The sequence below is a fragment of the Hyphomicrobium sp. genome (assembly GCF_047600905.1).
Lineage (GTDB): Bacteria > Pseudomonadota > Alphaproteobacteria > Rhizobiales > Hyphomicrobiaceae > Hyphomicrobium_B.
Genome location: NZ_JASGKD010000001.1, coordinates 3575119 through 3599966 on the forward strand (window position 1 = coordinate 3575119; position 24848 = coordinate 3599966).

24 protein-coding genes are annotated in these 24848 nt (G+C 60.8%); 11 read left to right on the forward strand and 13 right to left on the reverse strand.

All coding sequences use genetic code 11. The features are described from left to right. Window positions 1-39: 39 nt before the first annotated feature. From QM780_RS17115 to QM780_RS17125, 3 genes are all read right to left on the reverse strand, one after another. Window positions 40-2496, reverse strand: coding sequence for a transglycosylase domain-containing protein (locus QM780_RS17115; protein ID WP_415071639.1), 2457 nt, complete (start codon window positions 2494-2496; stop codon window positions 40-42). Window positions 2497-3242: 746 nt separating this feature from the next. Then, window positions 3243-6581, reverse strand: a complete 3339-nt coding sequence (locus tag QM780_RS17120) for a helicase HerA-like domain-containing protein (RefSeq protein WP_415071640.1) — start codon at window positions 6579-6581, stop codon at window positions 3243-3245. 17 nt (window positions 6582-6598) lie between these two features. After that, complete coding sequence (locus QM780_RS17125; protein ID WP_415071641.1) at window positions 6599-7759, reverse strand: hypothetical protein; 1161 nt, start codon at window positions 7757-7759, stop codon at window positions 6599-6601. A 317-nt stretch (window positions 7760-8076) separates the two neighbouring features. Here QM780_RS17125 and QM780_RS17130 point away from each other — a divergent pair, with 317 nt between their 5' ends. Next, window positions 8077-8781 carry a CAP domain-containing protein gene (locus QM780_RS17130; protein WP_415071642.1) on the forward strand — a complete coding sequence of 235 codons (705 nt, stop codon included), beginning with the start codon at window positions 8077-8079 and terminating at the stop codon, window positions 8779-8781. 47 nt (window positions 8782-8828) lie between these two features. On the opposite strand, the gene QM780_RS17135 is transcribed toward QM780_RS17130, so the two are convergent. Beyond that, window positions 8829-9065 (reverse strand): hypothetical protein, encoded by a 237-nt coding sequence (locus QM780_RS17135; RefSeq protein WP_415071643.1) that lies wholly within the window; start codon window positions 9063-9065, stop codon window positions 8829-8831. Between the two features lie 169 nt (window positions 9066-9234). Between QM780_RS17135 and QM780_RS17140 the strand changes: the two genes are divergently transcribed. Next, a complete protein-coding gene (locus QM780_RS17140; RefSeq protein WP_415071644.1) occupies window positions 9235-9576 on the forward strand; it encodes a hypothetical protein in 342 nt (113 codons plus the stop codon). A gap of 32 nt (window positions 9577-9608) precedes the next feature. Here the strand turns inward: QM780_RS17140 and QM780_RS17145 are convergent, their stop codons facing one another. The 6 genes from QM780_RS17145 to QM780_RS17170 all read right to left on the reverse strand — a co-directional run bounded on the left by QM780_RS17145 (window position 9609) and on the right by QM780_RS17170 (window position 13830). Then, window positions 9609-10706 carry a D-alanyl-D-alanine carboxypeptidase family protein gene (locus tag QM780_RS17145; RefSeq protein ID WP_415071645.1) on the reverse strand — a complete coding sequence of 366 codons (1098 nt, stop codon included), beginning with the start codon at window positions 10704-10706 and terminating at the stop codon, window positions 9609-9611. 322 nt (window positions 10707-11028) lie between these two features. Then, on the reverse strand, window positions 11029-11904 hold the full coding sequence (locus QM780_RS17150; RefSeq protein ID WP_415071646.1) for an aldo/keto reductase: 876 nt from the start codon (window positions 11902-11904) through the stop codon (window positions 11029-11031). A gap of 147 nt (window positions 11905-12051) precedes the next feature. Continuing rightward, window positions 12052-12360 (reverse strand): hypothetical protein, encoded by a 309-nt coding sequence (locus tag QM780_RS17155; protein WP_415071647.1) that lies wholly within the window; start codon window positions 12358-12360, stop codon window positions 12052-12054. Window positions 12361-12446: 86 nt separating this feature from the next. After that, complete coding sequence (locus QM780_RS17160) at window positions 12447-12809, reverse strand: lysozyme inhibitor LprI family protein (protein ID WP_415071648.1); 363 nt, start codon at window positions 12807-12809, stop codon at window positions 12447-12449. 21 nt (window positions 12810-12830) lie between these two features. Continuing rightward, window positions 12831-13100, reverse strand: a complete 270-nt coding sequence (locus QM780_RS17165) for a hypothetical protein (protein WP_415071649.1) — start codon at window positions 13098-13100, stop codon at window positions 12831-12833. Between the two features lie 4 nt (window positions 13101-13104). Continuing rightward, a complete protein-coding gene (locus QM780_RS17170; protein ID WP_415071650.1) occupies window positions 13105-13830 on the reverse strand; it encodes a peptidoglycan-binding domain-containing protein in 726 nt (241 codons plus the stop codon). A 443-nt stretch (window positions 13831-14273) separates the two neighbouring features. Between QM780_RS17170 and fabF the strand changes: the two genes are divergently transcribed. Beyond that, window positions 14274-15557 carry a beta-ketoacyl-ACP synthase II gene (gene fabF, locus QM780_RS17175; RefSeq protein ID WP_415071651.1) on the forward strand — a complete coding sequence of 428 codons (1284 nt, stop codon included), beginning with the start codon at window positions 14274-14276 and terminating at the stop codon, window positions 15555-15557. Between the two features lie 9 nt (window positions 15558-15566). Here fabF and QM780_RS17180 read toward each other — a convergent pair whose 3' ends face one another. Beyond that, complete coding sequence (locus QM780_RS17180) at window positions 15567-16409, reverse strand: lytic murein transglycosylase (RefSeq protein ID WP_415071652.1); 843 nt, start codon at window positions 16407-16409, stop codon at window positions 15567-15569. A 231-nt stretch (window positions 16410-16640) separates the two neighbouring features. On the opposite strand from QM780_RS17180, the gene QM780_RS17185 reads away from it, so the two are divergent. Next, a complete protein-coding gene (locus QM780_RS17185) occupies window positions 16641-16820 on the forward strand; it encodes a hypothetical protein (protein ID WP_415071653.1) in 180 nt (59 codons plus the stop codon). 82 nt (window positions 16821-16902) lie between these two features. On the opposite strand, the gene QM780_RS17190 is transcribed toward QM780_RS17185, so the two are convergent. Beyond that, window positions 16903-17202 carry a hypothetical protein gene (locus QM780_RS17190; protein WP_415071654.1) on the reverse strand — a complete coding sequence of 100 codons (300 nt, stop codon included), beginning with the start codon at window positions 17200-17202 and terminating at the stop codon, window positions 16903-16905. 382 nt (window positions 17203-17584) lie between these two features. On the opposite strand from QM780_RS17190, the gene QM780_RS17195 reads away from it, so the two are divergent. Then, a complete protein-coding gene (locus QM780_RS17195) occupies window positions 17585-18241 on the forward strand; it encodes a phosphatase PAP2 family protein (protein WP_415071655.1) in 657 nt (218 codons plus the stop codon). A gap of 56 nt (window positions 18242-18297) precedes the next feature. On the opposite strand, the gene QM780_RS17200 is transcribed toward QM780_RS17195, so the two are convergent. Then, window positions 18298-18765 (reverse strand): hypothetical protein, encoded by a 468-nt coding sequence (locus QM780_RS17200; RefSeq protein WP_415071656.1) that lies wholly within the window; start codon window positions 18763-18765, stop codon window positions 18298-18300. A 267-nt stretch (window positions 18766-19032) separates the two neighbouring features. Here QM780_RS17200 and QM780_RS17205 point away from each other — a divergent pair, with 267 nt between their 5' ends. From QM780_RS17205 to QM780_RS17230, 6 genes are all read left to right on the forward strand, one after another. Continuing rightward, a complete protein-coding gene (locus tag QM780_RS17205) occupies window positions 19033-19698 on the forward strand; it encodes a Crp/Fnr family transcriptional regulator (RefSeq protein WP_415071657.1) in 666 nt (221 codons plus the stop codon). An 84-nt stretch (window positions 19699-19782) separates the two neighbouring features. Next, window positions 19783-19995 carry a DUF2892 domain-containing protein gene (locus tag QM780_RS17210; RefSeq protein ID WP_415071658.1) on the forward strand — a complete coding sequence of 71 codons (213 nt, stop codon included), beginning with the start codon at window positions 19783-19785 and terminating at the stop codon, window positions 19993-19995. Between the two features lie 34 nt (window positions 19996-20029). After that, on the forward strand, window positions 20030-20923 hold the full coding sequence (locus QM780_RS17215) for an MBL fold metallo-hydrolase (protein ID WP_415071659.1): 894 nt from the start codon (window positions 20030-20032) through the stop codon (window positions 20921-20923). A gap of 38 nt (window positions 20924-20961) precedes the next feature. Next, window positions 20962-22629, forward strand: coding sequence for a TIGR01244 family sulfur transferase (locus tag QM780_RS17220; protein WP_415071660.1), 1668 nt, complete (start codon window positions 20962-20964; stop codon window positions 22627-22629). Continuing rightward, window positions 22629-23417, forward strand: coding sequence for a sulfite exporter TauE/SafE family protein (locus tag QM780_RS17225; RefSeq protein ID WP_415072073.1), 789 nt, complete (start codon window positions 22629-22631; stop codon window positions 23415-23417). Before QM780_RS17220 ends, QM780_RS17225 begins: the two co-directional genes overlap by 1 nt. A gap of 109 nt (window positions 23418-23526) precedes the next feature. Continuing rightward, window positions 23527-24825 (forward strand): glycosyltransferase, encoded by a 1299-nt coding sequence (locus QM780_RS17230; protein ID WP_415071661.1) that lies wholly within the window; start codon window positions 23527-23529, stop codon window positions 24823-24825. Window positions 24826-24848: the final 23 nt, after the last annotated feature.

The window sequence follows — 24848 nt, forward strand, 5'->3', positions numbered from 1 at the left end:
CTCCCCGCTTGCGGTGAGGGGGAAAGATCCAATTCGTCGTCAGCGGGTTGCTTCGGCGATTTCTTTCGAGCGGGTATGAACCGCGGCAACCGGTATGGCACGGCGTTGCGGAAGGAAGTCGCGACGCGGGTTTTGTTTGGCGTGATCGGCGAGGTCGTGCAGCAGGACGTCGAGGAGAGGCGCCGCTATTTGCGCTGCGTGGAGATCGCGCGCCCACGGACGCGATGCGTTGCCGGTTCCAACAAGCACCACGTAGGAATATGCAGCGCCGTTCGCGAACTGGATGCCGCCAGACGCCCAGGTATCGACGGTGGCGTTCGGATCAAGCGTGACGGAGGTTCCGGTCTTGGCGAAATGGAGCCGAAGGTCGCCGCGGCGGCGGGCGCACCATTGGCTCAAGCTTTTCAGAGTTCCATAGGACTGGCCACCCGCCTGATAGCAGAGGGGCGCTTCGAGCAATGTGCGAATCAGGCCGGTCGCGCTCGGCCGGATCAGCGATTTCGGGATGACCGCCGGACGGGCTTCGGCTGCGATGCCGGCGCCGCCTTGGCCCTTCTGCGTATAGTCGTAGGCCGCGACCAGCGTCGGCGGGTGCATCGGCTTGGTGCCGCGGCCGATCAAGGATGCGAGAATGATGCTCGACATGAAATGGACGCGGCGCGGCGCGCCGGCGATCTGGCCAAGGACGACGGCGGTCGAGGGAGGCGTTCCACCGAGCGCGGCGGCGGGCGGCATCGTGAAGCCGAAGCCGTCGATCAGGCGCTTGATCGGTACCTGCCCGAGTTGGGCGCCGCGATTGATGAGCGGTGCGTTGAGCGAGCAGGCGAACGCGACGATGGCGCGGCGGCTTGCGGTGCTCGATCCTTTGGCGCAGGTGTCGATGCCCCCGGAGGGGGCCTGCGGATCGGAATAAAGGCTGTCCGGTCCGTCGCGGCCTTGGTTCCCAAGCGCGACCGCGAGGATCATCTTGCCGGTAGAGGCGACCTGTCTGCTTTCGAGTCCTGGATCATAGAGGCCGGTGTCAGGCCGTCGCGCGGGAAGCGAACCGAAATAGGCGGCGGTCTCACCCAATTCATAGTAGCGGACGATGTTGCCGTTTGCGTCGGCGGCGACGGCGATGACATTGGGCAGCGACTTGTCGGCCGTCACCTTCTTGGGATCGAGCGTGAAGGCCGGATCGATACGGGACGCCCATTTGGTGTCGAGGGCGGCGAGTGCGCCATCGATCTTGTCGCGGAATGCGAGGTTCTCGCCGATGTCGAACGTCGTGGTGACGCCGCGGACGTAATCGCGCCAGGCAAAACCGTAGCTCTGCTTCATTTCCTCGCGAATGCCGAAGCGGGCGGCGGGCAGCAGCAGATTGGCCCGGATCATCGGGTTGGCTTCTGCGCGCTTCATCTCGGTCGGCGCGAAGCGTTCCAGCGCGGCTTCGAGCTTCGGCTTGACCTTCGGATCGGGCGGCCCGCCGGCGAGCGCCATCAGCTCGAAGACAACTTTTTTCTGCTCGGCTTCGTCCGTGATGAGCTTTTCAGCGCAGGTGCGGGCGCGCACTTCCGTGATGTAGCGCCAGCGGTCGAGACGGACAGCGTTGAGGCGATCATTGCCTTCGAGCAGGATGATCGGCTTGTTGACGGCGGAGGCGAGTACGAACTGCTCGGCGGTCGAAAGGTCCTTGGCTTCCTTGCCGAACACGACCTGGCTCGTGACTTCAACGCCGTGCAGCGGTTGGCCGCCTGTGCGCTGTGCGAGCCAGATGTGGTTCGCCGCCCACTGCTTCAGAAGCGTGTCGTCGCCGCCGCGCGTCAGCTCGCGATAGATGACGGGGGCGAGCCACCATTCGCCGACCTTACGTTTCAATTTGTCGATGCCGCTTTCGCCGGCGCTCGGCGGCGTCTTGTAGATGACGCGGGCGAACTGCATCGGCAGGGTCGAGCCGCCGACGCCAAGCGAGGGGCGACGTGACGCGATCGATCGCGTGACGGTAGAGAGCGGGATTTTCAGAACGCCGACGAGATCGATGCCGAAGGGATTGAGCGGGCCGCCGAGATAGCGATCCTCGTGATAGGAGAGGCAGCGCCAGTATTGCTCCGGCACCTCGCGCACCGGGATCGACTTGTGATCGGGGTTGGCGACGTAATCGCCGAGCGCTATGGCGCTGTCGGTGTAGTTGACGTCTCGCAAGCTATCGAGGCGCGGGTCAAACGTGCCGACGAAGCTACCTTTCGGGTCGTAGATCGCGGTCGCGAGCCAGCGTTCGGCGTCGTAGCCCAATTTGTCGTGCATGGAGAGATCGCCGATGTAGCCCCGGATGGGCGCGGCGATGTAGACTAGGACCAAGGCAAAGAGGACATAGAGGATCGCGGCGGTGAAGACGTGGCGCAGCGGTCCGAGCTTCGGATTGAACGCGACGGCCAGCATGAGCCAACGTGCGATCCGCCGCGGTGCCCAGAGGCAGAAGTCCGCGATGGCGGTCAGATGCCGCAGGAGACGTAACATCGATGTCGCAAAGCCGCGCTAATGCCGACGCCGAAACGGACGGCGGCTTAACGCGGGACGCTAGTTGACTTTTGCGGCGTCAACTCAGCGAACTCGGGGCGGTTTCCGATCCCAGAGACGGCAAATATGTGGCTTGCTCCGGCAGCAAATGCGGCCGGAGAAGCGCAGACGATGAAGGGCGCGTCCTTGGCGACCGCCGATCAGAAGTTATTCATTAGAATAAAAAGACCAACGCCAATAGCCGGTCCGATGAGGGCCGCAACGACCATCATGACGAAAGGTTTCGCCACCATAACACCTTACCCCGCACTGAACTCGTAAGTTCACTCCACTGTTACGCGCGGCCCTACGCGATGTTTCGACCGGTTTGCCCCCTCGATCGCCTCATCACCTTTTCACTGAAAGGAGCCGCCCCCCGTCAGCGCGCCGAGTGTACATCCCTTACGGCTCAGCTTTGATCAGACTACAGCGTTGCGAAAAAACTTGACAGGGGATGTTCGGATTTTGCAGCCCAGGCCGTCGAAACGCGGTCACAACAACCCCAACAGTTAACCTATGCGGAAACCCAGCGTTTCCTGATCACTATAATCTATATATTTTATAATCATTCCAGATGGTTGCGGTATTGTGGTGCGCTGACGATCGCGTTCGCGGCGGCAACTTCCGGCCATGCACCATCACGGATTATGTCAAAGTTTGAAACGCGAATTGAATTTTAGCGCAGATCGAACAGACGCAACTGGCGTTCATCCGTACCCCTCGTTTCGGCAGCCAACTGCTCGATGCGGTCGAAGGGAACCTGTTCGGCGCCGATCAACGATCGCTGCGCCTTCATCGGCCTTACCAAACCTTCCTGCACAAGATGGAACTCGCCGACCGTCTGGCCGGGGAGGGCGGTCGCGGGATCCAGACCAGAACTCCGATTGGAATGCCGCCTTGAGCTTGCGCAGCGCAGTGTCTTCGCGGACGCGGCCGATGAACCAGCTGGTGATCTGATCGCGGCTTTTATAGTCGAGGTCGCCTGGCGACTGGGTCGCGAGCATCATACCGAGGCCGGCGGAGCGGGCGCGCTTCAAAAGGCTTTGCAGCGGCTCTGCGGTCGCCGGCTTCGAGTTCGCCGGAATGTAGAGATCAGCTTCGTCGAACATGACGACGGCCTGCAGTTCATCATTGGGGTTGCGCTGACAGAAACGCAGCGCTTCCGACAGGAACTGCGAGACCCAGAACAGGATGTTTTCGTTGTCGCCGAGGAAGCCCGTGTAGATGACGGACAAGCGCGTGCGGTTCGGACGCTGGTAACGGCCGAGACCAAGCAGGCTTTCCATGCGCAGGCTTTCGCCGCCACCTTCGAACAGTGCAGCGTTGCGCAGGCGGAGCGAATCCAACTGAGCGACGAGATCGCGGCGCAGCTTGCCCGACGGGTCCATGCGCTGGGTCTGGTCGGTGAGCTCGGGGTGCTCATCCTCGAGCAGATGGATCAGATCGGCGAGCGTCACTTCGTTGGTCGAGAGCGAGCCGAGAATGCGCAGAGCGACGGCGAGGACGCCGGATTGCTTCTGGTGCGTCGCGGAATTCTTCAGATGCAGCATTTCGCCGAGAGCGGCGGCGGACAGGTTGGCGAGCAGCTGCTGCTCATGGTCCGGCAACTCGTTGATGCCGTTCGGCAGCAGCGTGATCGAGATCGGGCGTCCGGAGGCGCGACCGGGCGTATAGACGGCGACGTCGATCGCGTCCGCGAGTTTTTCGCGCTCAGCGCGACGATCGGGCGTCTCGTTGTCGTTGGCGCGCCAGACTTCCGGGTTGGCGTAGCTCGCGAGATCGCCCTTGCGGTCGATCAAGACGGCGGGCACGCCGCGGAGCAGGAGCTGCTCGATGAGCGAAAGTGCGAGCGTCGTCTTACCGGAGCCGGAGCCGCCCAAGAACGCCGCGTGACGCTTCAGAACGCTCTTGTTGAGGGTCACAGGGCGTGCGCGGTGAGCGTTCTCTCGGCCCGCAAGGATGCTCGCGCCGTAGCTGCCGTTTTCGTCCAGAATGACCGACATCGGCAGATCGTCGTCGTTGGCCGGCAGGCATGAGTCTCGGCCGTTCGGGTTTGCGGCGCGCGCCTGCTCCGCGGAGAGCGTATCGAAGCCGTCGAGCGAGGACTGCGGGTCATCCATTTCTTTCGCGACGAGGCGCGGCACCGGACGGCCGAGCAGATCGAGGCGCAAGAGGTGCGTGATCGAGATCAGGCTTGACAGCGGCTTGGCGCCTTCGAGCCACTGCGTCATGCCGGCGTCACCGCGATGATGGGCGGCGAACTCGCGCACCGTCATCATGCGTTCCCATTCGGGGATCGGCACGAGAAGCTGACGGCCGCCGTTCTCGCGGAATTTCCTGAGGGCCTGCGCCGTCTGGTTTTTCGAATTCGGCGGGAAGTCGCTGGCGCGCAGCATGAAGCAGGGTTTCCCCTGCATCGACGTCAGCACCTTGTCGAGCTGGCGCTTCAAGGCGCCGCCTTGGGTCTTGCCGTTGCAGATGAAAATGCGCACGTCGTTGGCAAAGCCCGTCCGGTGGCGAACGGTGAGATCGAGCGCGGGAAGTTCGTCTCCGAGTTCCAGCCTCTTGGTGGTAATCTCGATCGCGCGGGCCCATTCGTCGCGCGCGAGTTGCAGAGCGCCGGACAAAATATCGACCAGCTCGCCTTCGTCGGCGGGCATTTCGGCTTCGCTTTCATTGGCGAAGCGCTCCCACATTTCGCGAAATTGCACGGCCGACAGCGAGCCAGGGGCGTCATCCTCGGCGCTGCCGAAGCCGATGGCCTGGCCGAGCGCCTGGGCGAGCGTAGAAATGAACGATGGCCGCTCCGGTTCGGCGTCGCGATCGTCGCCTTCGGTCGAGGTTGCTTCGCGCAGGCGCGATTGCGCGTGCTCGAGCAGGCGCCGGGTCGACAGACCTCCGAACTCTTCGAAGAACTGCGGTCCGAAGAATTGCGAGGCATCCGGAAAGCTCAACCCGCTACCGTTCAATTCCGACTGGTAGGCGAGGCGCTTCGAGATGATGAGGCGCGCTTCCTCAGGCGTCCGGCTTTCGCGGAGCAGAACGGGTCCCGATTTCTCGATGCGGTCGATGTAGGATTGCGCGACGAGGCTGCGGACCTGGCCGTAAAAATCTTCCAGGCACGAGATAATGATGATTGCGTTGGTCAGGCGGTTGGCGATCTGGATCAAGTCGCGGACGGCGCGCTGAAAGCGGTCCTCGGCGTTGTCAAAGAAGCGCAGGTCTTCGACCTGGTCGATGCAGAACACCAACGCGGCGCGATCGACTGTCCACACGAGCGCGCCGAGCGCGGCGATGATTTCGAAGGCGCGGTCTTCGCCGTCGTTGGGATCGAGGGCGCTGACGGCTTCGTGTGCGATCGGCGTGAGGTTGCGGCCGTTCAAGTATTGGCGGACGCGCTGATCGATGCGCGGGTCGCGGCGCTGAAGGTAGAGAAGCGCGCGCACGATGTTGATGTCGAGTTCGCGTGTCTGGAATTTCTCGCAGGCGACGATCTGGTCGGCGAGGCGCAGGATCAACTTCGCGAGTTGTTTATCGTCGAGCGTGTCGTCGCGAAGCTTTTCGAGATCAGCGGACGAGATCACCTCGGAATCGAGCACCATCCGGTTGGTCAGGCGCTGGAGCGCGGACTCACCGAAGCGGTCGGGATCGTAGGGCTTTTCGAGCGAATGGACGAGGCGGCGCAGATAGAAGTCGGCGTAGTTCTGCACGTCGGGCGTCATCTGCGCGTAGCCGAAATAGGTTTGGCCGGTGCGATGCGAGTCGGTGCGCAGCGCGCGCAGAAGATGGGTTTTGCCGGCGCCCGACTGGCCGTGGAACAGCAGGATGCGATCCTGCATGTGATAGCCGCGGCCCGACGTTACCGCCGTCAGCAGGTCGTTGAATTTCTGGCGCGCCTTGGCGTGGATCTCGGGCACGTCGACCGGGTCGGCGCGCCAGAGATCATCTTCCCAGGTGATCGAATGCTCGAACGCCTCGCTCAGCTTGTCGGGCGAGAGCGAGGGAGCAAACGACGACTGTTTGAGGGAGGCGCCTTCAACACCCATTTCGAATCGAAATGCCTTCAATCTTGAACGCGCACAAAGTGCCAGACGGTATTTTTGTAGAGGATTTTGGAATCCTCGAGCGACTTCAGATCGCGGCCGTCCTTGAGATCAGCGGTCGCCAGTTCGAGCCGCCCGGAGCGATGGGCTTCCGCGAGCATTCCCTTGAACGCAATCTCGGATAAACCCCAGTCGGGCCGCGCGTTGCGAATCGCCTTCCATACCAAAGAGATAAACGCCTTCCTGTTGCCTGGCCAGCCCTCAGCGACAGGTCGTGCCGCATCGACAACAGCGCGACAGAATTCCGGCATGTCGGGTGGCGAGACAACTCGCGGCGGGGGAACGCTCGTTCCGTCGAGCGGCAGTCGGTCGTTGGCAGGCCTTGGCGTCGGCGAACGAGGCGGGCGCTTCTGGGGCTCGGCGCGCTGCGACGGCCGCTGAGCGTGAGCGTTTTCGCTTTCCTCCCGCGGTTCAAGCAGCGAGCGCAGAAGTGCAAGCTCGAGGGCGGCAACGCTTGCCTCGCGGGCTCCGGCAATTTCACAGGCGAGCTGGATGATGAGCTTGCCGTCGCTCGAAATCTCGCGCGGGGAACGGAACAGCTGGCCGGCGAGGAGGCGGCCGGCTTTTGCGGGGAGTCCTGAACCTTTGCCAAGGCCGGTCTTGATCTTGTTTCCGAATGCGCGTTCGAGTGCGACGATGGCGAGTTCGGATCTGAGATCGGCGGGGGAGAGCACGCGCGCGGTCGTCTTGCCGTAGCGATGCTGTAGGATCAGCGCCGCAAGGCCTTCGGGACGCGTGAGCGCCTTGCGGATCGACGGCGTATCGCTCGCCGACAGGGCGCCGAGGATGAGCGAAGTTTTGGCCTCGCCCCAGGAGGTCGGGAAGGCGCGGACCGCGGCGAAGCGTTCCTCGGCGGGCTGTCGGCCTTTTTCGGTGACGGCGAGACGGCCTTTCGCCTCGGTAATCAGACCGGCGCCGATCAGCGAGCTGATGGCAAGCTCCGCCGAGCGACGGAACTCCAGGCCGGACATACGGGATGTCAGCAGCGGGGCGACGTCGCGCTGCAGATCGGCGCGTGTCGCACCACCCACGGCGATGCGCAGAAGCAAAAGCTCGCGGACCGTCAGCAGAGGCGACGCGCTGCCCTCGGTCCTGCCGGAATGTTCGACGGCTGCACTCATCGAATGGTCTCCCCGCGCGAATCAAATGCGCTGTCGCGACAACTTCGATGATTGGTTGAGCACTTCCAAGGGCTCCACCGCACTGGCCCACAGCGTGGAGGCCCGTCCCAAATGCTCGTAAAAGCCCGTCGTGCCAGCCTTTTGCCAATCCCGCGTCAAAATCGCGACACCTTGTTGGCGCGATCATAGAGGCGGTGGGGTTACGAGTTTCGTTGAGGGTTCCGAGTCATGGTTGGCTCTCAGAGGCCGCAGGGGCGCGCGAAAGGCGGCGAGTCGCAATTTGTTAGCGTTAACGTCCAGTTAACGGATTTCCGGCAATGCTGACCGCAGCCGCACGTCTCGTGCCGGGAGTTGCCAAAATGTATCGCGTTGCGCTCACAGCCGGGCTCGTCACCGCTTTAGCCGGTTGCAGCCTCGGTTCCACCTCCATCACGTCCGGATTTAGCGAAAACGAAACGACGGCGTCGGTGACGCCATCTTCGTATTTGTCTTCGAAGAGCAGCGCCGGGCTTGGCGGCGATCCGTCGGCTTCGCGCGGAACGCAGGTCGCGATGCTCGACAAGGCACCGTCGGGTACATACGAGAAGGCAGCGCCGGGCGTACTGGCCGATCGTGACTATTCCAGAACGTCGCTCAACGCGGAAATGGCGCGCGACGTCATCAACGCCTATCGCAAGAAGTTCGGCTTGAAGCCGTTAAAGCTCAACGCCGAATTGACGGAAGCTGCTAAGTCGCATTCGCGCGATCTCGCCAAGTGGGACCGCATCTCGCACTATGGTTCGGATGGCTCCAATCCGTGGGATCGGGTGAAGCGCACCGGCTACAAAGCGCGGTTGACGGCCGAGAACGTCGGCACGGGGCAGATCAACTTCAACGAAGTGATGAAGGGTTGGGAAGAGAGCCCGGGTCACAACAAAAACCTGCTGACCCCTGACGCCACCAACATGGGCATCGCGCTGGTCCAGGATCCGCACACCGAATTCAAGTCGTTCTGGACGCTCGTGATCGCATCGCCGATGTAGGACTTCTATTTCCCTGTTTCCTTCGGCCCAAGGGGAGAGGCAAATTCTCACATCTCGTCGATGCGTTCGCGCTCGCGAGTGCGGACGAGTTCGGCGACGCTTGTCCACGCCCATGCTCTACCCGCATCGCCCTTCTGGCCATGATAGAGAGCGAAGAACTCGGCGACACCGGCCGCAAACGTACCGTGCCTGCCTTCAAGTACTTCCGCCATCGCGCCCAGGTCCTGAGGCGGCGGCGTAATGTCAACGTCGGTATCCAAGGGCGCACGGCGCGGCCAAGTCATCGTTCAGTCCCACTCAAGGCTTAATGAAAGCTTCCCGTGTCTGTGCCAAAGCAAGTTTGACGCCATGACGCGTGCTGATGGTTTCAACGCACTTGGAATTTAGGTTAAGCTTGGGGTTGTTTGGTTTGCATCGCGCCTGTGGACTGCGAAAAGCGAGGAATGCAGCAGTATGAAATGGGTTTCGGGCGCGTTGGTATCGGTCGCTGCAGCGGTTTCGCTTTTTGGCATGACCGGAAATGGCGCAGCGCGCGCGTGTGCTTTAGCGCATGGCTGTGCCGGAATGATACTCGCGCAAAACGCCGATCCGGATGACTCGGCACCTGACGGCAATTCCGCCGAACCGCCATCCAACACCGATCCCGACAATGGCTCATCGGACGATAACGATCAGGCGCCGAACGATGGAGCCGGAGACGACGACGGCGCGGGTTCGGAGCAGGCGTCGCCGCCTGAGCCCGCACAACCGCCCGGATGCATTTTCGATAAACGGCCGCTGGAGTTGCTGGTTTAGACGGGCCGCACGAAAGAGTTGGCGCGTTAGGGCTAATCCGCCGTCGTCTGCGATGCGGCTTTCGTGGTGACGGGCCCGGTCGTGGTGTTGTCAGGTGCGCCTTCCGTCTGCGGACCCTTCAGAGCCGAGCGGGCATCGTCGGGGGCACTGGCGGATTTTTTGGCGTCTTTTTGCTTGGAAGCGGCGAGCTTGCGCTTCGATTTATGCTTGGCGCCGGCGGTATGGCGGAGATGACCGCCGCAGCCCCATGCCGCGACGGTGTCGCGCACCGAGATCACCGGCTTGAAGTTGGCGTCCATCGGATAGCTGTCGATGGTGTTGGTGTTGAAGAGCTGCTTCCAATCGTAATTCTGGAAGCCATATTCGAGAAGACTCGCGGCACGGATCGCGCGTTCGTTGCCGGATGACTCGCCGAGAACGACCGCCATCAACCGGCGATCGTCGCGCGTCGCGCTGGCGATGACGTTGTAGCCGGAATCACATGTGAAACCGGTCTTCATTCCGTCGGCGCCCGGAAATGTCTTGAGAAGGGCGTTGTGGCTGCCAAGGCGACGCTTGCCGATGCGCATGTCGGGCATTGCCCAATAGCTTGCATACTGTGGGTATTCGCTGGTGATGATGCGCGCGAGCCTGGCAAGGTCGCGGGCGCTTGTCAGCTGGCCTGGATCGGGCAGGCCGTTGGTGTTGACGTAATTCGTATGCGTCATGCCGAGGCGCTTGGCGGTGGTGTTCATGCGCTCGATGAACTTGGCTTCGCTGCCCGAGATGGCTTCCGCGAGCATGACGGTGACGTCGTTGGCGGATTTCACGATGACGGCCTGCAGAGCCTGCTGCACCGTCAGAGTTTGGCCGACCTGCAGACCGACTTTGCTCGGCGGCTGGAGCGTCGCCGGCAACGAGCAGGGAATTTTGTCGTCGAGGTGGATTTCGCCGTTCTTGATGGCTTCGAATGCGATGTACGCCGTCATCAGCTTCGTCAGCGACGCGGGATGCCAAATGTCGTCGATGTCTTCGGCGTAGAGGATTTTTCCCGTTGACGGCTCAAACAGCAGCGTCGGGCTGGCTGCGGCGGGTGAAACCGCCAACCACATCAGCACTCCCGCAATGATGGCCGACGTCGTTAAGCGCATACAGTCCTCAAAAATCCTCAGGGTTCGGCTAGCATATTCGCGGCAATGGGCCAACCGAGCGCCGGCGGGCGCGAACCTTATGACAAGTTGTGTTGCTAATGCGGCGCTACTTTACGGAAGCCTGCCGTGCGTAATCGGGATTCAGAAATCAACTCGCGTGATTCTATTACGACCGCGGTTTAGATACCAGCAGGATGTCGTCGGGTTCCGTTGTTCACAGGGGATGACATGGGGAATTGGGCGGTTGCGCCGACCGCATGGATACCCGGCAGAAAAGAGCCGGCGCGATGTTTGCCGGCTCCTCCGCCTTAAGGCTTTATCGTCACGCCTTGGGCTTCGACAACGCGCTGAGTTCAGCGAATTCCTTGTCGGTCAGCTTGATGTTGGCGCCGGCGATGTTTTCCTCGAGATGCTTGACCTTCGAGGTGCCGGGGATCGGCAACATCACAGGGCTGCGCTTCAAGAGCCAAGCGAGCGCGATTTGGCTTGGGCCGGCATCGTGATTTTTCGCGATGGCTTCCAGACGTGAACCTGGTTTGGCGAGATCGCCGGCAGCGAGCGGGAACCAGGGAATGAAGCCGATGCCATGCTTTTCGCAGAAATCGAGAACGCCTTCGCTCGACCGATCGGCGAGATTGTAGCGGTTCTGAACCGTCGCAACTTTAAAGAACTTTTGCGCGGCCTCGATTTCCTTGACGCCGACCTCGCTCAAGCCGACGTGGCGGATCAGACCTTCGGACTGCATCGACTTGATCGCGTCGAACTGTTCGTTCTGCGGCACCTTCGGATCGACGCGGTGCAATTGCCAAAGATCCAGGCGCTCAACACCGAGCCTGCGAATGCTGAGCAGAACCTCCTGGCGGAGATATTCGGGCCTTCCGAGCGGGATCCAAACGTCGGGGCCGGTGCGGGCGAGTCCTGCCTTGGTCGCGATGGTCAGACCCTTGTAGGGATAAAGCGCTTCGTGGATCAGGCGCTCGCTGACTTCGGGTCCATAGCTGTCGGCGGTGTCGATGAAGTTGATGTCGAGTTCGGGGAGTTTGCGAAGCGTGCGTAGCGCTTCCGCCTTGTCGGCGGGTTCGCCCCAAATGCCAGGTCCGGTGATGCGCATGGCGCCAAAGCCCAACCGGTTGACGGGCATATCGCCGCCGATCTTGAAGACTCCAGAATGATTTTTCGCAATCGTGGTCGCTGTCATGGCTCGTGCCTTTCGTTTCGTTTGCTTGGGGGCGAGAACTGCAAATGACGGTTCGGATTCTTGCGTGCGAGGTTTCGTGCGGATCGGTGAATAAAAGGTCGCGACGACCGGCGGTATTCGATTTAAACGATTTTCGCGGTGCGTGTATCAGTGCGAGTCGTGTGGAAGCGGCGTCACTTCCGAACATGCGGTCTGGACGCGAATGTCGTCGCCGATGAAGCGGCAGATCTCTTCCTTGCGCGATGGATTGTTGCGCATCGTCTCGGCGGAGATCTTATAGCCGTATTGGCGCGCAACCTCGGCAAGATAGCCGTCGCGGCAGTAAGGTGTCGATATCGGGCGGCCCTGAACGATCTGATAGTCTTCCCTACATTCGATCGCGCCGGCGTTCGTGGCAGCCGCCAGAACGAACGCGCCGGTCATAAAGCAGAGCCTTGCGGCATCGGAACTCAGCATGGCCGTTCCTCCAGTCTGCATGAATTTACCCGCGGCGGGCCGCGAGGGATTTCAGCAAGACGATATGGGGGCGGTTTCGGCCGGGCTCAATACGGCCCGCGAGAGGCGATACCTGCTATCACTTTATCGAGGGCCGCTATCCGTTTGTCATAAGCCTCGGTCAAACAGCCGACGTTGTCGCCGCAGGCATCGCGGGATGCGAGCCAGCTGCGCTGGGCGTCCTGGATGTCACCGCGCTGGCCCATGGCGACGAGAGAGGTGGCGACGGCGTACAGCGTGGCCATGCGAGCTTCGCTCTGGCCGAGCGCATAAGAGCCGCAGATGGTTTTCTCGGACGGCGAGCCGGCCTTGCGACAATTGAGGGGGGCGTATTCGCCGGCAACGGCTGCGTACGAGGTGCACGCGAGGGCCAGGGCCGTCGCGATCACGGCTGCGGTTCGCCTCGGCATGATTTCAATCTCCGGGACTTCTCAGAACATCGACGAGATCGAGCGCTGGAGCGTGTCGAAGCCCCGGCTAATCGTCGTTGTGACATCCTCATTGTTGGCAGGCCGCCGTTTGGCTGTCTTCCCTTTTTTCGCTTTCGCGGAGGATTTTGGCGGCTCGGCTGCCGCACTCGGAGGCGCGGGCATCGGATCGGCGGTCTGAACCGCGGGGAGAGGCGAGCCGCCCTCGAAGCGAATGGTCGATGTTGTCGGCGAAGGTTCTTTGACGTCGGCCGCGGCGTCGTTGCTCGCCATGACTTCATGTTGGTCGGCGCGCTGCAGTTCGACGGCTGGAGCCGGTGCCGGCGGTGGTGCTGAGTTCGGACGGGTTGCCCTTTGAGGGCGTCAGCATTTCGGCCGGCGCCCACGCGCGGCGAAGGAGGGCCGAATCTTCTGCTTGGGAACTATTGCTGCTGTCGGCAGCCGGAGACGGCGCCGATTTCGATGCCATGAACTCGACGTGCGCCTGCTCGGCTGCGATCTGCAATGAAGATCCGAGCGATCCGGTTTCGATGGTGCGGCCGCGCTCGCACATCACGGCGTCGTTCGATTCGATGAGGGCGACGAGGGCTTCGTCCGGTCCGTCGACCGGCAGCTCTGCGTTCGTGGAATGGACGAAACTGCGCATGGCTTCCTTTGACGCAGCGCTCCAGACGCCGTTGATCGGGCCGTCATAGCATTCTGCGCGCGCGAGGGCTTTTTGAAGCTGGCGGACTCGGGCCCGTTCCGACGATTTGCTAGAAATGTCGAACGGTATTTCCGACGATGCCGAGGCCAAGCGGATCAGCTTGGAATTGGATGAGATCGATGCCTGGGGCTTAAATAGCGGTGTCGACGGCACGGTTTGCGCTTCGGCGGTCGAGGTGACGCTGTCCGGCGCGGCCGTGACGTAGAGGGCGAAGCCAACCCCCGCGGTCATCGCGAGAAGGAAAAACCCGCCAAGAGCCGTAAACAGGCTCGCCAGAATTGTCCGAACGCTACCCACCGCTACAACACTCTGCTTACGAACTAACGCGACAAAAATACCGAAACCCGCCGCCGATGCGATAGGACGATTTTCAGCAAATCGTCTTTCCGATCAGAGGCATGAGCGGCTTCCGAAGAAAATTTGCAATCGTTGCCGCCCGCGGCTTTTTCATAGGCCCTGGCGGCCTCCCCGCCTAGTGCGGAAGCAGCGAAGTCGGTGCAAATTTCAGATGTTCAGCGCGCCTTTGCGCTCAGCGCTGCAAGTATGCAACAGGGGCGGGGTGCGTTAGCGGGTCCGTTTCGGCTGTGGTAGCCGTGTCCGGGAAATTTCGGCATGACGGGCCGCGTCAGGATCGCGAGCTTGTTATTTTAAATGACATATATCATTTATCAGTCGGATTTTGCCGGTGCCGGCAAGTGACGCATGATGCGGGTCTGAAAGATCTCAGGGAAGGGGTTCACGTGGCCGAACGTCGAGGAAGTCCGCGCATTGTCGTCACCGGATTGGGCGTCGTGTCGCCGCTCGGCGGGACGGTTGAAGCAACCTGGACGCGTCTTATCGCGGGGCAATCGGGCATCCGGCGACTGGATGATGCGATCGTGCCCGATGTCGATTGCAAAGTCGGCGGTGTCGTTCCGGACATCGGCGAAGATCCCGACGGTTTCGATCCGGCGAAAGCCATTCCGGTCAAGGACCGTAAGAAAATGGATCGCTTCATCCAGTTTGCGGTGGAAGCCTCGCGCCAGGCATTGGCGCAGTCGGGGTGGGCGCCTGTGGATGAGATTGCGCGCGAACGGACGGCGACTGTTATCGGATCGGGCATCGGCGGATTTCTGACGATTACCGATGCGGTCCAGACGGTCGATAGCCGCGGCGCGAAGAAGCTTTCGCCTTTCACGGTTCCGGCGTTTCTCGTTAATCTCGCGGCGGGCAACGTATCGATCATCAACGGCTTCAAGGGGCCGCTCGGGGCGCCGGTGACGGCGTGTGCCGCAAGCGTGCAGGCGATCGGCGACGGCATGCGCATGATCCGTAGCGGTGAAGCCGATATCGCGCTGTGCGGGGGCGCGGAAGCCTGCATCAATCGGGTCGCGCTCGGAGCCTTCGCGGCAGCGCGGGCATTATCGACTGGATTTAATGATCAGCCAACGAAGGCGTCGCGACCGTTCGATATGGCGCGCGATGGTTTCGTGATGGGCGAAGGCTCAGGCATGCTTGTGATCGAGACGGAAGAGCACGCCCTGGCGCGCGGCGCCAAGCCACTCGCGGAATTGGTCGGCTACGGGACGAGCGCCGATGCCTATCATCTGACGTCGGGTCCGCCGGACGGCAACGGCGCGCTGCGTGCGATGAGGGCTGCGCTTGCGATGGCCGGCATCGGACCGGACGCGATCGGGTATCTCAATGCGCACGCGACGTCGACGCAGGTGGGCGACGGCGGCGAGCTGGCGGCGATGCGGACACTTTTCGGGAACGGACCTGGTGCCGCAATTTCATCGACCAAATCGGCGACCGGCCATCTTCTTGGGGCGGCGGGTGGTCTTGAAGCGGTGTTTTCCGTTCTGGCGCTCCGTAACGGCATCTTGCCGCCGACACTCAATCTGACCGATCCGGATCCGGAAGCGGAAGGTCTCGACCTGATCGGACCTGAGGCCCGCAAGAGTGAGGTCGAATACGTGCTGTCGAACGGCTTCGGATTTGGCGGCGTCAACGCGTCGGTGATTTTCCGGCGCTGGGCTGATTGAGCCGCAGCGTCAATTGCCGGCAAGCCGATCAGCCATGGCGGCGATTGTGCGATCGTAGACTTCGGCTTTATTCCATTCGGCGATAACGCTGTAGTTCGGCGATCCGGGCTGCCAGCCGGCGCCGCGCTGCCAGCCATGTCCGGCAAGGAAGTTAGCGGTGGAGGCCAGAACGTCGGGCACGCTGTTGATCAGGTCTTTTCGGCCGTCACCGTCGAAATCGACGGCGAAGCGAATGTAGGGCGTCGGCAGGAATTGGGTTTGCCCGATCTCGCCTGCCCAGCCGCCGCGCAATTGCGATGGTGTCAGGTCGCCCTCCTGGACAATCCGGAGGGCGTCGAGAAGTTGTCCGGTGAAAAATTCAGACCGGCGGCAATCATAAGCGAGCGTGGAGAGCGAACGGATGATGGAATAGCGCGCGCCCAAGTTGGCGCCGTAGTTCGTTTCCAATCCCCAGATCGCGACGATGATGGGTGCCGGCACGCCGAAGCGTTGTTCGATACGATTGAGAAGCGCGCCATGGCTTCGCATCAGCGCGCGACCGTGGCGGATCATGCCCTCACTGACGCGGCGCGCATAGAATTGCGTGAAACTCAATTTAAACGAGCGCTGCGAGCGATCGAGGCGGACGACGGTCGGATCGTAGGTCACGCTCGACAAGGCTGAGACGACAGTGCTCGACTTGATGCCTTGAGCGCCGGCCTGAAGGCGAAAGCGTTGCAGCCAGACGTCAAAGCCCGCCGACCCGTTGCCGCACTGAGCAACGGCGTCGGCAGCGTTGCCAGCGAGAAGAAGGCACGCAAGAGCCAACGCACGAAACTTGATTTTCAAAGGCGCGACAGATGCGGACGGCATGGTTTCTTTCGAACAGGATTGCCTCAACACAGGGTTAATCGGATAGGGCGGTGAGAGGCATAAGTCCTTACTGTCACAATTTGACGGCGAGGCCAAATGCGTTCTCTGCGGCTCAATTAGCGCCGCAATTGTCGGATTGCATTTGGCTGCGGCTGTTACGTGGGGAACAGCAAGTCGCGCATAGACGGAGCACCGTAGCGCTGCTCTTGGGGGCAATGGCGGACTTTAGCGATGACGGCAGATATTATTTCGTTCGCTGGCGTTGGCGGCATCCTGATCGGATTGGTCGCAGTCGGTGCCCTGATCTTCTTCGTATCGGCGAGTGCGGAAGATCCATCGGACTTGTCGGATTTCCTGCGTCACAAGCAGGTCAAAGCCGACGACATCCGGCAGGCCAAGAAGCCGCGCTGAGAGGCGGTGCGATTGGTCCGTTGCAAGTGATTGCGAAGGGGCGGCTCGCTTACCGTCGCCTTCGCTTGTTGGTGTCGGCGGCTTAGAGCTTGCAGAACGTTGCCTGCGCGTGGCAGGTCCACGTCATGCCGTCTTCCGAGCAGTGATACTTGCGCGGGCTGAAGGAGTAGCCCGGCGTGCCGGCTCCGGTCATCCATACGGCCCAGACGCCCCAGTCGGTCGCCTGCAGAAGTGCTTCGTCGGCTTGGAACTTGGCGGTGTCCTCGGTGAGCGACTGGCCCATCGAATACTTCTTGAAACATGAGGAATGGGCACTTGCCGGAGCAGCGGCGAAGGTCGCGGCGGCGAGGGCCGAAAACATCAACACGGTCATCTTGCGCATTGGCTTCACTCCTGGATGTGAAAAGCAATGGGAGGGTGCCATAACAGAAGAAACACTGTTCATAACAAATCGCGGACAGCTGTCGATTTCGGTGGAATCGCGGCGCGCTTGCATCACCTCGACGGGGGTCGCTCGGGGCTTCAACGAGCATTTCCTGATGTTCGTGCGGAAATTTCGGTGCCAGGTTTGTGTCATAGAGCTGCAAACCTCCGGGCTCATTGGGACGTCGTGATCGGCCAGGTGGCCATAGCGAGCGGGAAGGATTTTCAAAACGATGCTTCGAAGAACGATAATTTGCTGCGCGATGGTATTTGCCGGGTGTGCTGCGTCGATTGCCGCCTCGGCGGAAGGTCTCAGCTGCCAAGCGCCTCCGCCGGATCCGTTGATCAAGCTTTTGTCGCCGCCGCCGTGCGACAGCTGCGAGCAGACGAAGTCGGAAATTGAGGAGCTTCGGACCCTGCAGCGCGATCGCACCGAGGCGCAGGTGCAGCACGCGCTCGCCGACTATACGATTTCGGTCGCGCAGTTCATCGAAGGTGCCGGCATGAAGTTCGACGCTGCGGCGCTCGGCAAATGCCAGGCGATCTTCGACCGGCTGAGCGCCCGAACGAAATCGGCGGCTGAGCACACTAAAAACGCGTTTTGCCGGATGCGGCCTTACAACCTGCCCGATAGCGGTTTGAAGCCGTTGGATGCGGGAAAGATGAGTCCTTCTTATCCCTCGGGTCACACGACCTACGGCACCGCGGTCGGAGCGGTACTTGCGCAGATGATTCCGGAAAAGCGCGCCGAATTCTACGCGCGCGCCGCCGACTATGGGCACAGCCGGATGATTGCCGGCGTGCACTACCGCAGCGATGTGGAAGCGGGAAAATTGCTCGGGATGGCGGTCGCGGAAGAAGAGTTCGCCGAAGACGATCAGTTCAAGAGTATGTTTCCCGAAGCGGCCAAATGCGTACGCAGCGCTCTTGGACTATCGCCGGCGGAGCAGGCGTCTTCGACACCAGGCGCCGGTTCGGATGCCGTGAAGCCGCAGTAATGCGAAAGAGCCCGCCTTTGCGGGCGGGCTCTCCACTGTTCAAATTGTCCAGCGTGTTATGGATTGGTCGACGCTGGGTTGCTGCTATTCGACGGCGCGGGCGATGCAGGGGCCGGACCATTCTTGTTGCCTTCCGCACCCTTTACGCCGGTCGAGTCCTGCGCAGGAACCGTCGAGCGATCGATGTTCGTATTATCACCGCCGACGCCCGTATTGCCGGATGAGGCTCCCGTAGACGAGCCGGAGTTCTCGGTATTGGCTGCCGGGCCATTCTTGCCGCCGACGTCACCTTGGACGCCAGGACCCGAACTCTGCGGTGACATGGTCGAATTGTTTTGCGCGGTGGAAGACGTTGTCGGCTGTGCTGCCGTCTCTGTCGGTCCGGATCTTGAATAAAGATACCAGCCGCCGAAAAGGACGGCTGCGAGAATAAGAACGCCGATGATCGAGGAAGCGGAAGCGCCGTGGACTTCCTCCTGACCGAGATTGCGTTCACGACCGCTGCGTGGATCTTCATATGTCATTTTCTTTTCCTCCGAATACCTAGCGGCCAAACGTCGAGCACGCCGTTCCGGTTCCTGCCTCTTTGGCGCGGCCGAGGGCATGGAAGCGCCTAGGTGATTGGCGCCGATTTGCTGTTTTTTAGAATTTCGTTGGCTTTTTGCGCGTCGATGCACAATAGGAGTGCGTGAAAATCCGAGTATCTAGCAATTCCGAATTGTCGGGCGAGGAGAGCTTGGAATTTTTTCCGGATTTCCTTTGAAGGCAATGCGAAAGACAGAAGGCTCGCGATGACTGATCGGCAATGGATTGGCAATTTTACGGGTCTTGAAGCGCTCGAGCGAGAAATCGTGGAGTTGCTGCTTGCGTCAAGCAACGTCCTTAAGCTGCCGGCGGGAACTCGGATTTTCGGGCCGGGACAATCACCGGAAAGTTATCTGTTGCTGCTCGACGGGACGGTACGTGTGCAACAAGTCTCGGAGTCGGGTCGCGAAATTGTGCTCTATCGGATTGCTGCCGGGCAGAGCTGTGTGCTCACGACCGCATGCCTCATGGGATACGATGAATACCAGGCGGAAGGCATTGCGGAGACCGACATCACTGCCGTGGCGATCCCGAGGGCGACGTTCGATGAAGCGATCGCCCGATCGGCGGTATTTCGCAAATTCGTTTTCACGGCGTTTAGCGTGAACGTCACGACGCTGTTCAAGCTGATCGAAGAGGTTGCCTTCTCCCGGATCGATGTTCGGCTGGCGCAGCGACTGTTGGAGCTTGCCGACGAGCGCGGCCACATTGCGCTGACGCATCAGCAGCTTGCGGCCGAGCTCGGATCGGCGCGTGAAGTTATCGGGCGGCAATTGAACGAGTTCCAACGTCGCGGCTGGCTATCGGCATCTCGCGGCACCATCGATCTGACGAAGCCGGATGCGCTGCGTCAGCTTGCCGCCGGACGCTAGTTTTTTCCTATGTGACTTGATCACATACGTGATTTATTTTTGTATTTAATGAGTTCTCTGGAATTACATTCCGGAGGTGCTAATATGTTGAACGTCGGGACGCTTGACCGGACATTGCGCATTGTCGTGGGTCTGGCCCTCTTGAGCCTCGTTTTCGTCGGTCCCAAAACGCTTTGGGGGTTGGTTGGATTGGTGCCACTGCTGACGGGCCTCGCACGTTTTTGTCCGGCTTATCAGATCGCCGGTATCAGCACGTGCGGCGGCAGCTGCGGCAAGCACCCCTCAAATCGCGAATGACGACGCGCCGCTCGATGCGGCTCAGGAGAGAGCTATGGAGTCTATTCCTCATCCCGTTGACCTGTCGGTGAAGCCGGAGGTCACCGCCTTTTTCGATGAAGCCACCAATACGGTGAGCTACGTCGTGAAAGATCCCAAGTCCGACGCCTGCGCGATCATCGACAGCGTCATGGATATCGACTACGCGGCCGGACGCATCAGCTATAACTCGGCCGACAAGATCATCGCCTTTGTCCAGGATCATCACCTGAAGGTCGAATGGCTGATCGAAACGCATGCCCATGCCGATCACCTTTCCGCGGCTCCCTACATTCAGGGCAAGGTCGGCGGCAAACTCGGCATCGGCGCGAACATCAAGATCGTGCAGGAAGTATTCGGCAAGATCTTCAATGAAGGCACCGAGTTTCAGCGCGACGGCAGTCAGTTCGACCGGCTGTTCGAAGACGGCGACACTTATACGATCGGCGGAATAACGGCTTTCGCGATGCTGACGCCGGGGCATACGCCGGCGTGCATGACGCACGTCATCGGCGACGCGGCGTTCGTCGGCGATACGCTTTTCATGCCGGACGGCGGTACTGCGCGTGCGGACTTTCCGGGCGGCGACGCACGGGTCCTTTATCACTCCATCAAGCGCGTGCTGGCGTTGCCGCCGAAAGAGCGTCTCTTCATGTGCCACGACTATGGTCCGAACGGTCGTGCGGTCAAATGGGAGACGACGGTCGCCGAAGAGCGCGAGCACAACATTCACGTTCGCGATGGGATCGACGAGGACGAGTTCGTCGGGATGCGCACCACGCGCGATGCGACGCTAGCGCTGCCGAAGCTCATCATTCCGTCCATTCAGGTCAATATTCGCGGCGGCAACCTTCCGGACCCCGACGCGAGCGGAAAGAGGCATCTCAAAGTGCCGATCAATGAGCTTTGACCGTTTTTTGCTTCCCGGTTTCTGCATAGGATTTCGTAATGAAGGTTAGCAAACTTACCGACGATCTCTCGGTTTCACCTCAGATACTGCCGAGCGAAGTCGCCGAGCTGGCGGCGTTGGGATTCAAGTCGATCATCTCGAACCGGCCCGACGGAGAAGGAGCGGATCAACCTGCATTTTCGGAGATCGAACGCGAGGCGAAGGCCAATGGACTTGTCTCGCGCTACGTTCCGGTTGAAACCGGAAAGGTCAGCGACGCCGATGCCGTTGCGTTTGGAGCGACGCTCGCGGAATTGCCGAAACCGGTTCTCGCCTATTGCCGTTCCGGGACACGCAGCACGACGCTTTGGGCGCTATCGCAAGCGAGCAAGGTGCCGATTGCCGATATCCTGTCGAAGGCGAAGACAGCGGGATACGACATGTCCGGCGTCGTGAGCCGGATTGCCGCCAACGGCAATGTCGGCGCAGGAGGTCCGGTCGAGAAATTCGACATCGTCATCGTCGGCGGAGGTGCGGCTGGGACTGCCGTCGCCAGCAGCCTTTACGCACGCCAAGGCAACCTCAACATCGGGATCATCGAACCGGCCGATGTTCACTATTACCAGCCCGGATGGACACTGGTTGGGGGCGGCGTATTTCTGCCCGAGCAAACGGCGCGGCCGATGGGTTCGGTGCTGCCGCGGAAAACGACATGGATCAAAGCTGCCGTTGCGGCGTTCGATCCGGACAACAATACGGTTGTCATCGAAGGCTGCCGGACCATTCGCTACCAGCATCTCATCGTCTGCCCCGGGCTCAAGCTCAACTGGGGCGGCGTGGAAGGGCTGACGGAAACGATCGGGAAGAACGGCGTTACGTCGAACTATCGCTACGATCTGGCGCCTTACACGTGGGAGTTGGTGAAGGGGTTGAAATCCGGCCGCGCGATCTTCACGCAACCGCCGATGCCGATCAAATGCGCAGGCGCTCCGCAGAAGGCGATGTATCTTTCGGCCGATCATTGGCTGCGCACCGGCTGTCTCAAAAACATCAATGTCGAATTTAACAACGCGGGTGCCGTGCTGTTCGGCGTGGCCGATTACGTGCCGGCGCTGATGGACTACATCAAGCGCTATCATGTGAAGCTCAATTTCGGCTGCAACCTGGTCGCGGTCGACGGTCCGGCGAAGCGTGCGCGGTTTGCAAAGGCAATGCCCGACGGTTCGAAAGAATTCTTCGAGACGGATTTCGACATGATGCATGTCTGTCCGCCGCAGACAGCACCCGATTTCATTCGCGCAAGTTCGCTTGCGGACGCTGCCGGGTGGATGGATGTCGATCCCGCAACGCTGCGCCATAAGAAATACGCGAACATCTATGGGCTCGGCGACGTCACCAACACGCCGAACGCGAAGACGGCAGCCGCCGCGCGCAAACAGGCACCGGTCGTCGCAGAAAACGTGCTGTACGACATGGGGTATCGCCAGAGCATGTGCGTCTACGACGGATACGGGTCGTGCCCGCTGACTGTCGAGCGCGGAAAGATCGTGCTCGCCGAGTTCACATACGGCGGCAAGCTGGCGCCGACGTTCCCGCTGGCGCTGCTCGATGGAACAAAGCCGTCGCGCGCAGCGTGGCTTCTCAAAGAGCGCATTCTGCCGCCGATTTACTGGCAGGCGATGCTGAAGGGGCGCGAGTGGATGGCCAAGCCAAAAGTCATGGCGTGATGGAACACAATCTCCTTGCGATATTTTCGGGATCGCTGGTCGGCTTCGTTCTCGGATTGATCGGCGGAGGCGGATCGATCCTAGCGGTGCCGCTGCTCGTGTATGTCGTCGGCGTCAAATCTCCGCACGTCGCGATCGGCACAAGCGCCGTCGCGGTGGCGCTGAGCTCGGTTGCGAGCCTGATCGATCATGCCCGGCATGATCACGTCAAATGGCGGTGTGCGATGGTATTCGCGGCTGCCGGAATAGTCGGCGCGGCGCTCGGATCGCAGGTTGGAAAGCAAGTTGACGGGCAAAAACTTCTGCTGTTCTTCGGCGTGCTAATGCTCGTCATCGCCGGGCTTATGTTCGTCAAGAAGCGTTCGGGCGGCGATGCGTTCGTGCAGCTTACCTCTTTCAGTGCGCCGAGCTTGTTACCTTATCTGCTTGTGTACGGCGTAGCCGTCGGAGCGGTTTCGGGCTTCTTCGGTATCGGCGGTGGATTTCTGATCGTGCCGGGACTGATGGCGGCGACCAACATGCCGATGATTTTCGCAATCGGCTCGTCGCTGCTTTGTGTCGCGGCGTTCGGGTTTACGACCGCGATCAACTATGCGACGTCGAATCTCGTCGATTGGTCGCTCGTTGGGCTTTTCATTGTCGGCGGTGTCGTCGGCGGCGTCGTCGGGCGCTATGCCAGCACGGTGCTGGCGACCAAGAAGCACCTGCTCTCGCAGAGTTTCGCCGGGATTGTCGCGGCCGTCGGAATTTACGTCGTGGCGCGGGGCCTTCCCGCACTTGCCGGCTGACAGCAGGCGTCGTCTGCGCTTCTTCCCTCTTGCCGAAGTTCGATTTGCCTGATGAAGATGGCCGGCGCCATCTGTGGCGAAATCGTGCGTCATATAAGGTGAGGGGCGGATGGGTGAGCAGAAGACTGTGGCCTTCTTTCCGGAGGCCGCATATGGGCCGGCGCTCAATTCGGTCGGTATCGCGCAGGCCGTTGAAGCCCGCGGACACAAGGCGGTTTTTCTCTCCGATCCTGGCTTCGTCGACGTCTACCGATCATACGGCTTCGAAGCGCATCCGGTAAATCTCTCCGAGCCGATGCCGCCTGAACAGATGGCGAAGTTCTGGGTGGACTTCATCAACGGTCACATCCCGAACTTTCGAAAATCGCCTTACGACCAGATCGACAACTATGTGAAGGACTGCTGGACCGCGATCGTCGACAGCGCGAAATGGGCGCAGAAGGACCTGCCCGGCGTGTTGAACGCAGTGAAGCCGGATTTGATCGCGGTCGATAATGTCATTCTGTTTCCGGCCATCAAACAGTTCGGAAAGCCGTGGGTGCGGATCATCTCCTGTTCGGAAAACGAGATCGAAGATCCGGCCATTCCGCCGCATTTGTCGGGCTGTGCGGAAAACGATCGCGAAGGCCATCGGCGCTACCGCGATCATTTCAATGAGGTGATCCAGCCGATCCACGATGATTTCAATGCCTTCCTTCAAAGCTGTAACGAGGCGGCCTATCCGCTCGGACAATTCTTCGAAGCCTCGCCTTATATGAATCTTCTGCTTTATCCGGAGTCGGCGAAATTCAATCGGCAGGAGCCGCTGGCGCCATCGCGGTTTCAGTATCTCGAGGGCTGCGTGCGGAAGGAAAAGCCGTTCGAGGTACCGACCTTCGCCGCCAACAACGACAAGCCGCTGATTTATGTGTCGTTCGGGAGCCTCGGGTCCGGCGATACTGATCTTTTGAAGCGGATCATCGCTACGATCGGAAAGCTTCCCTATCGGGCGCTGATCAACGTCGGCGAATATATCGACGAATACGACGATATCCCGCCGAATGTGATCATCGACAAGTGGTTCCCGCAGCCGTCCGTCATTCCGCTCGTCGATGCCGTGATCCATCACGGCGGCAACAACTCGTTCACGGAATGCCTCTATTTCGGAAAACCGGCGATCATCATGCCTTACGTCTGGGACGGGCACGACAACGCGACGCGTGTCGAGGAAACGGGCCACGGCTTCAAGATGCCTCGCTATGACTGGAGCGATGCCGATCTTTCAGCCAAGCTCGACGCCTGTCTCAACGATCCCGCGATGCAAGCGAAGCTCGCGGCGACGAGCGCTCACATGCAAGCCCAGAACGGTCCAGTGAAAGCCGCGGCCATCATCGAGGCTCTGCTTCAAGCCGGGCGATCGGTTCCATGATCACATTCAAAGCAACGAGGAAT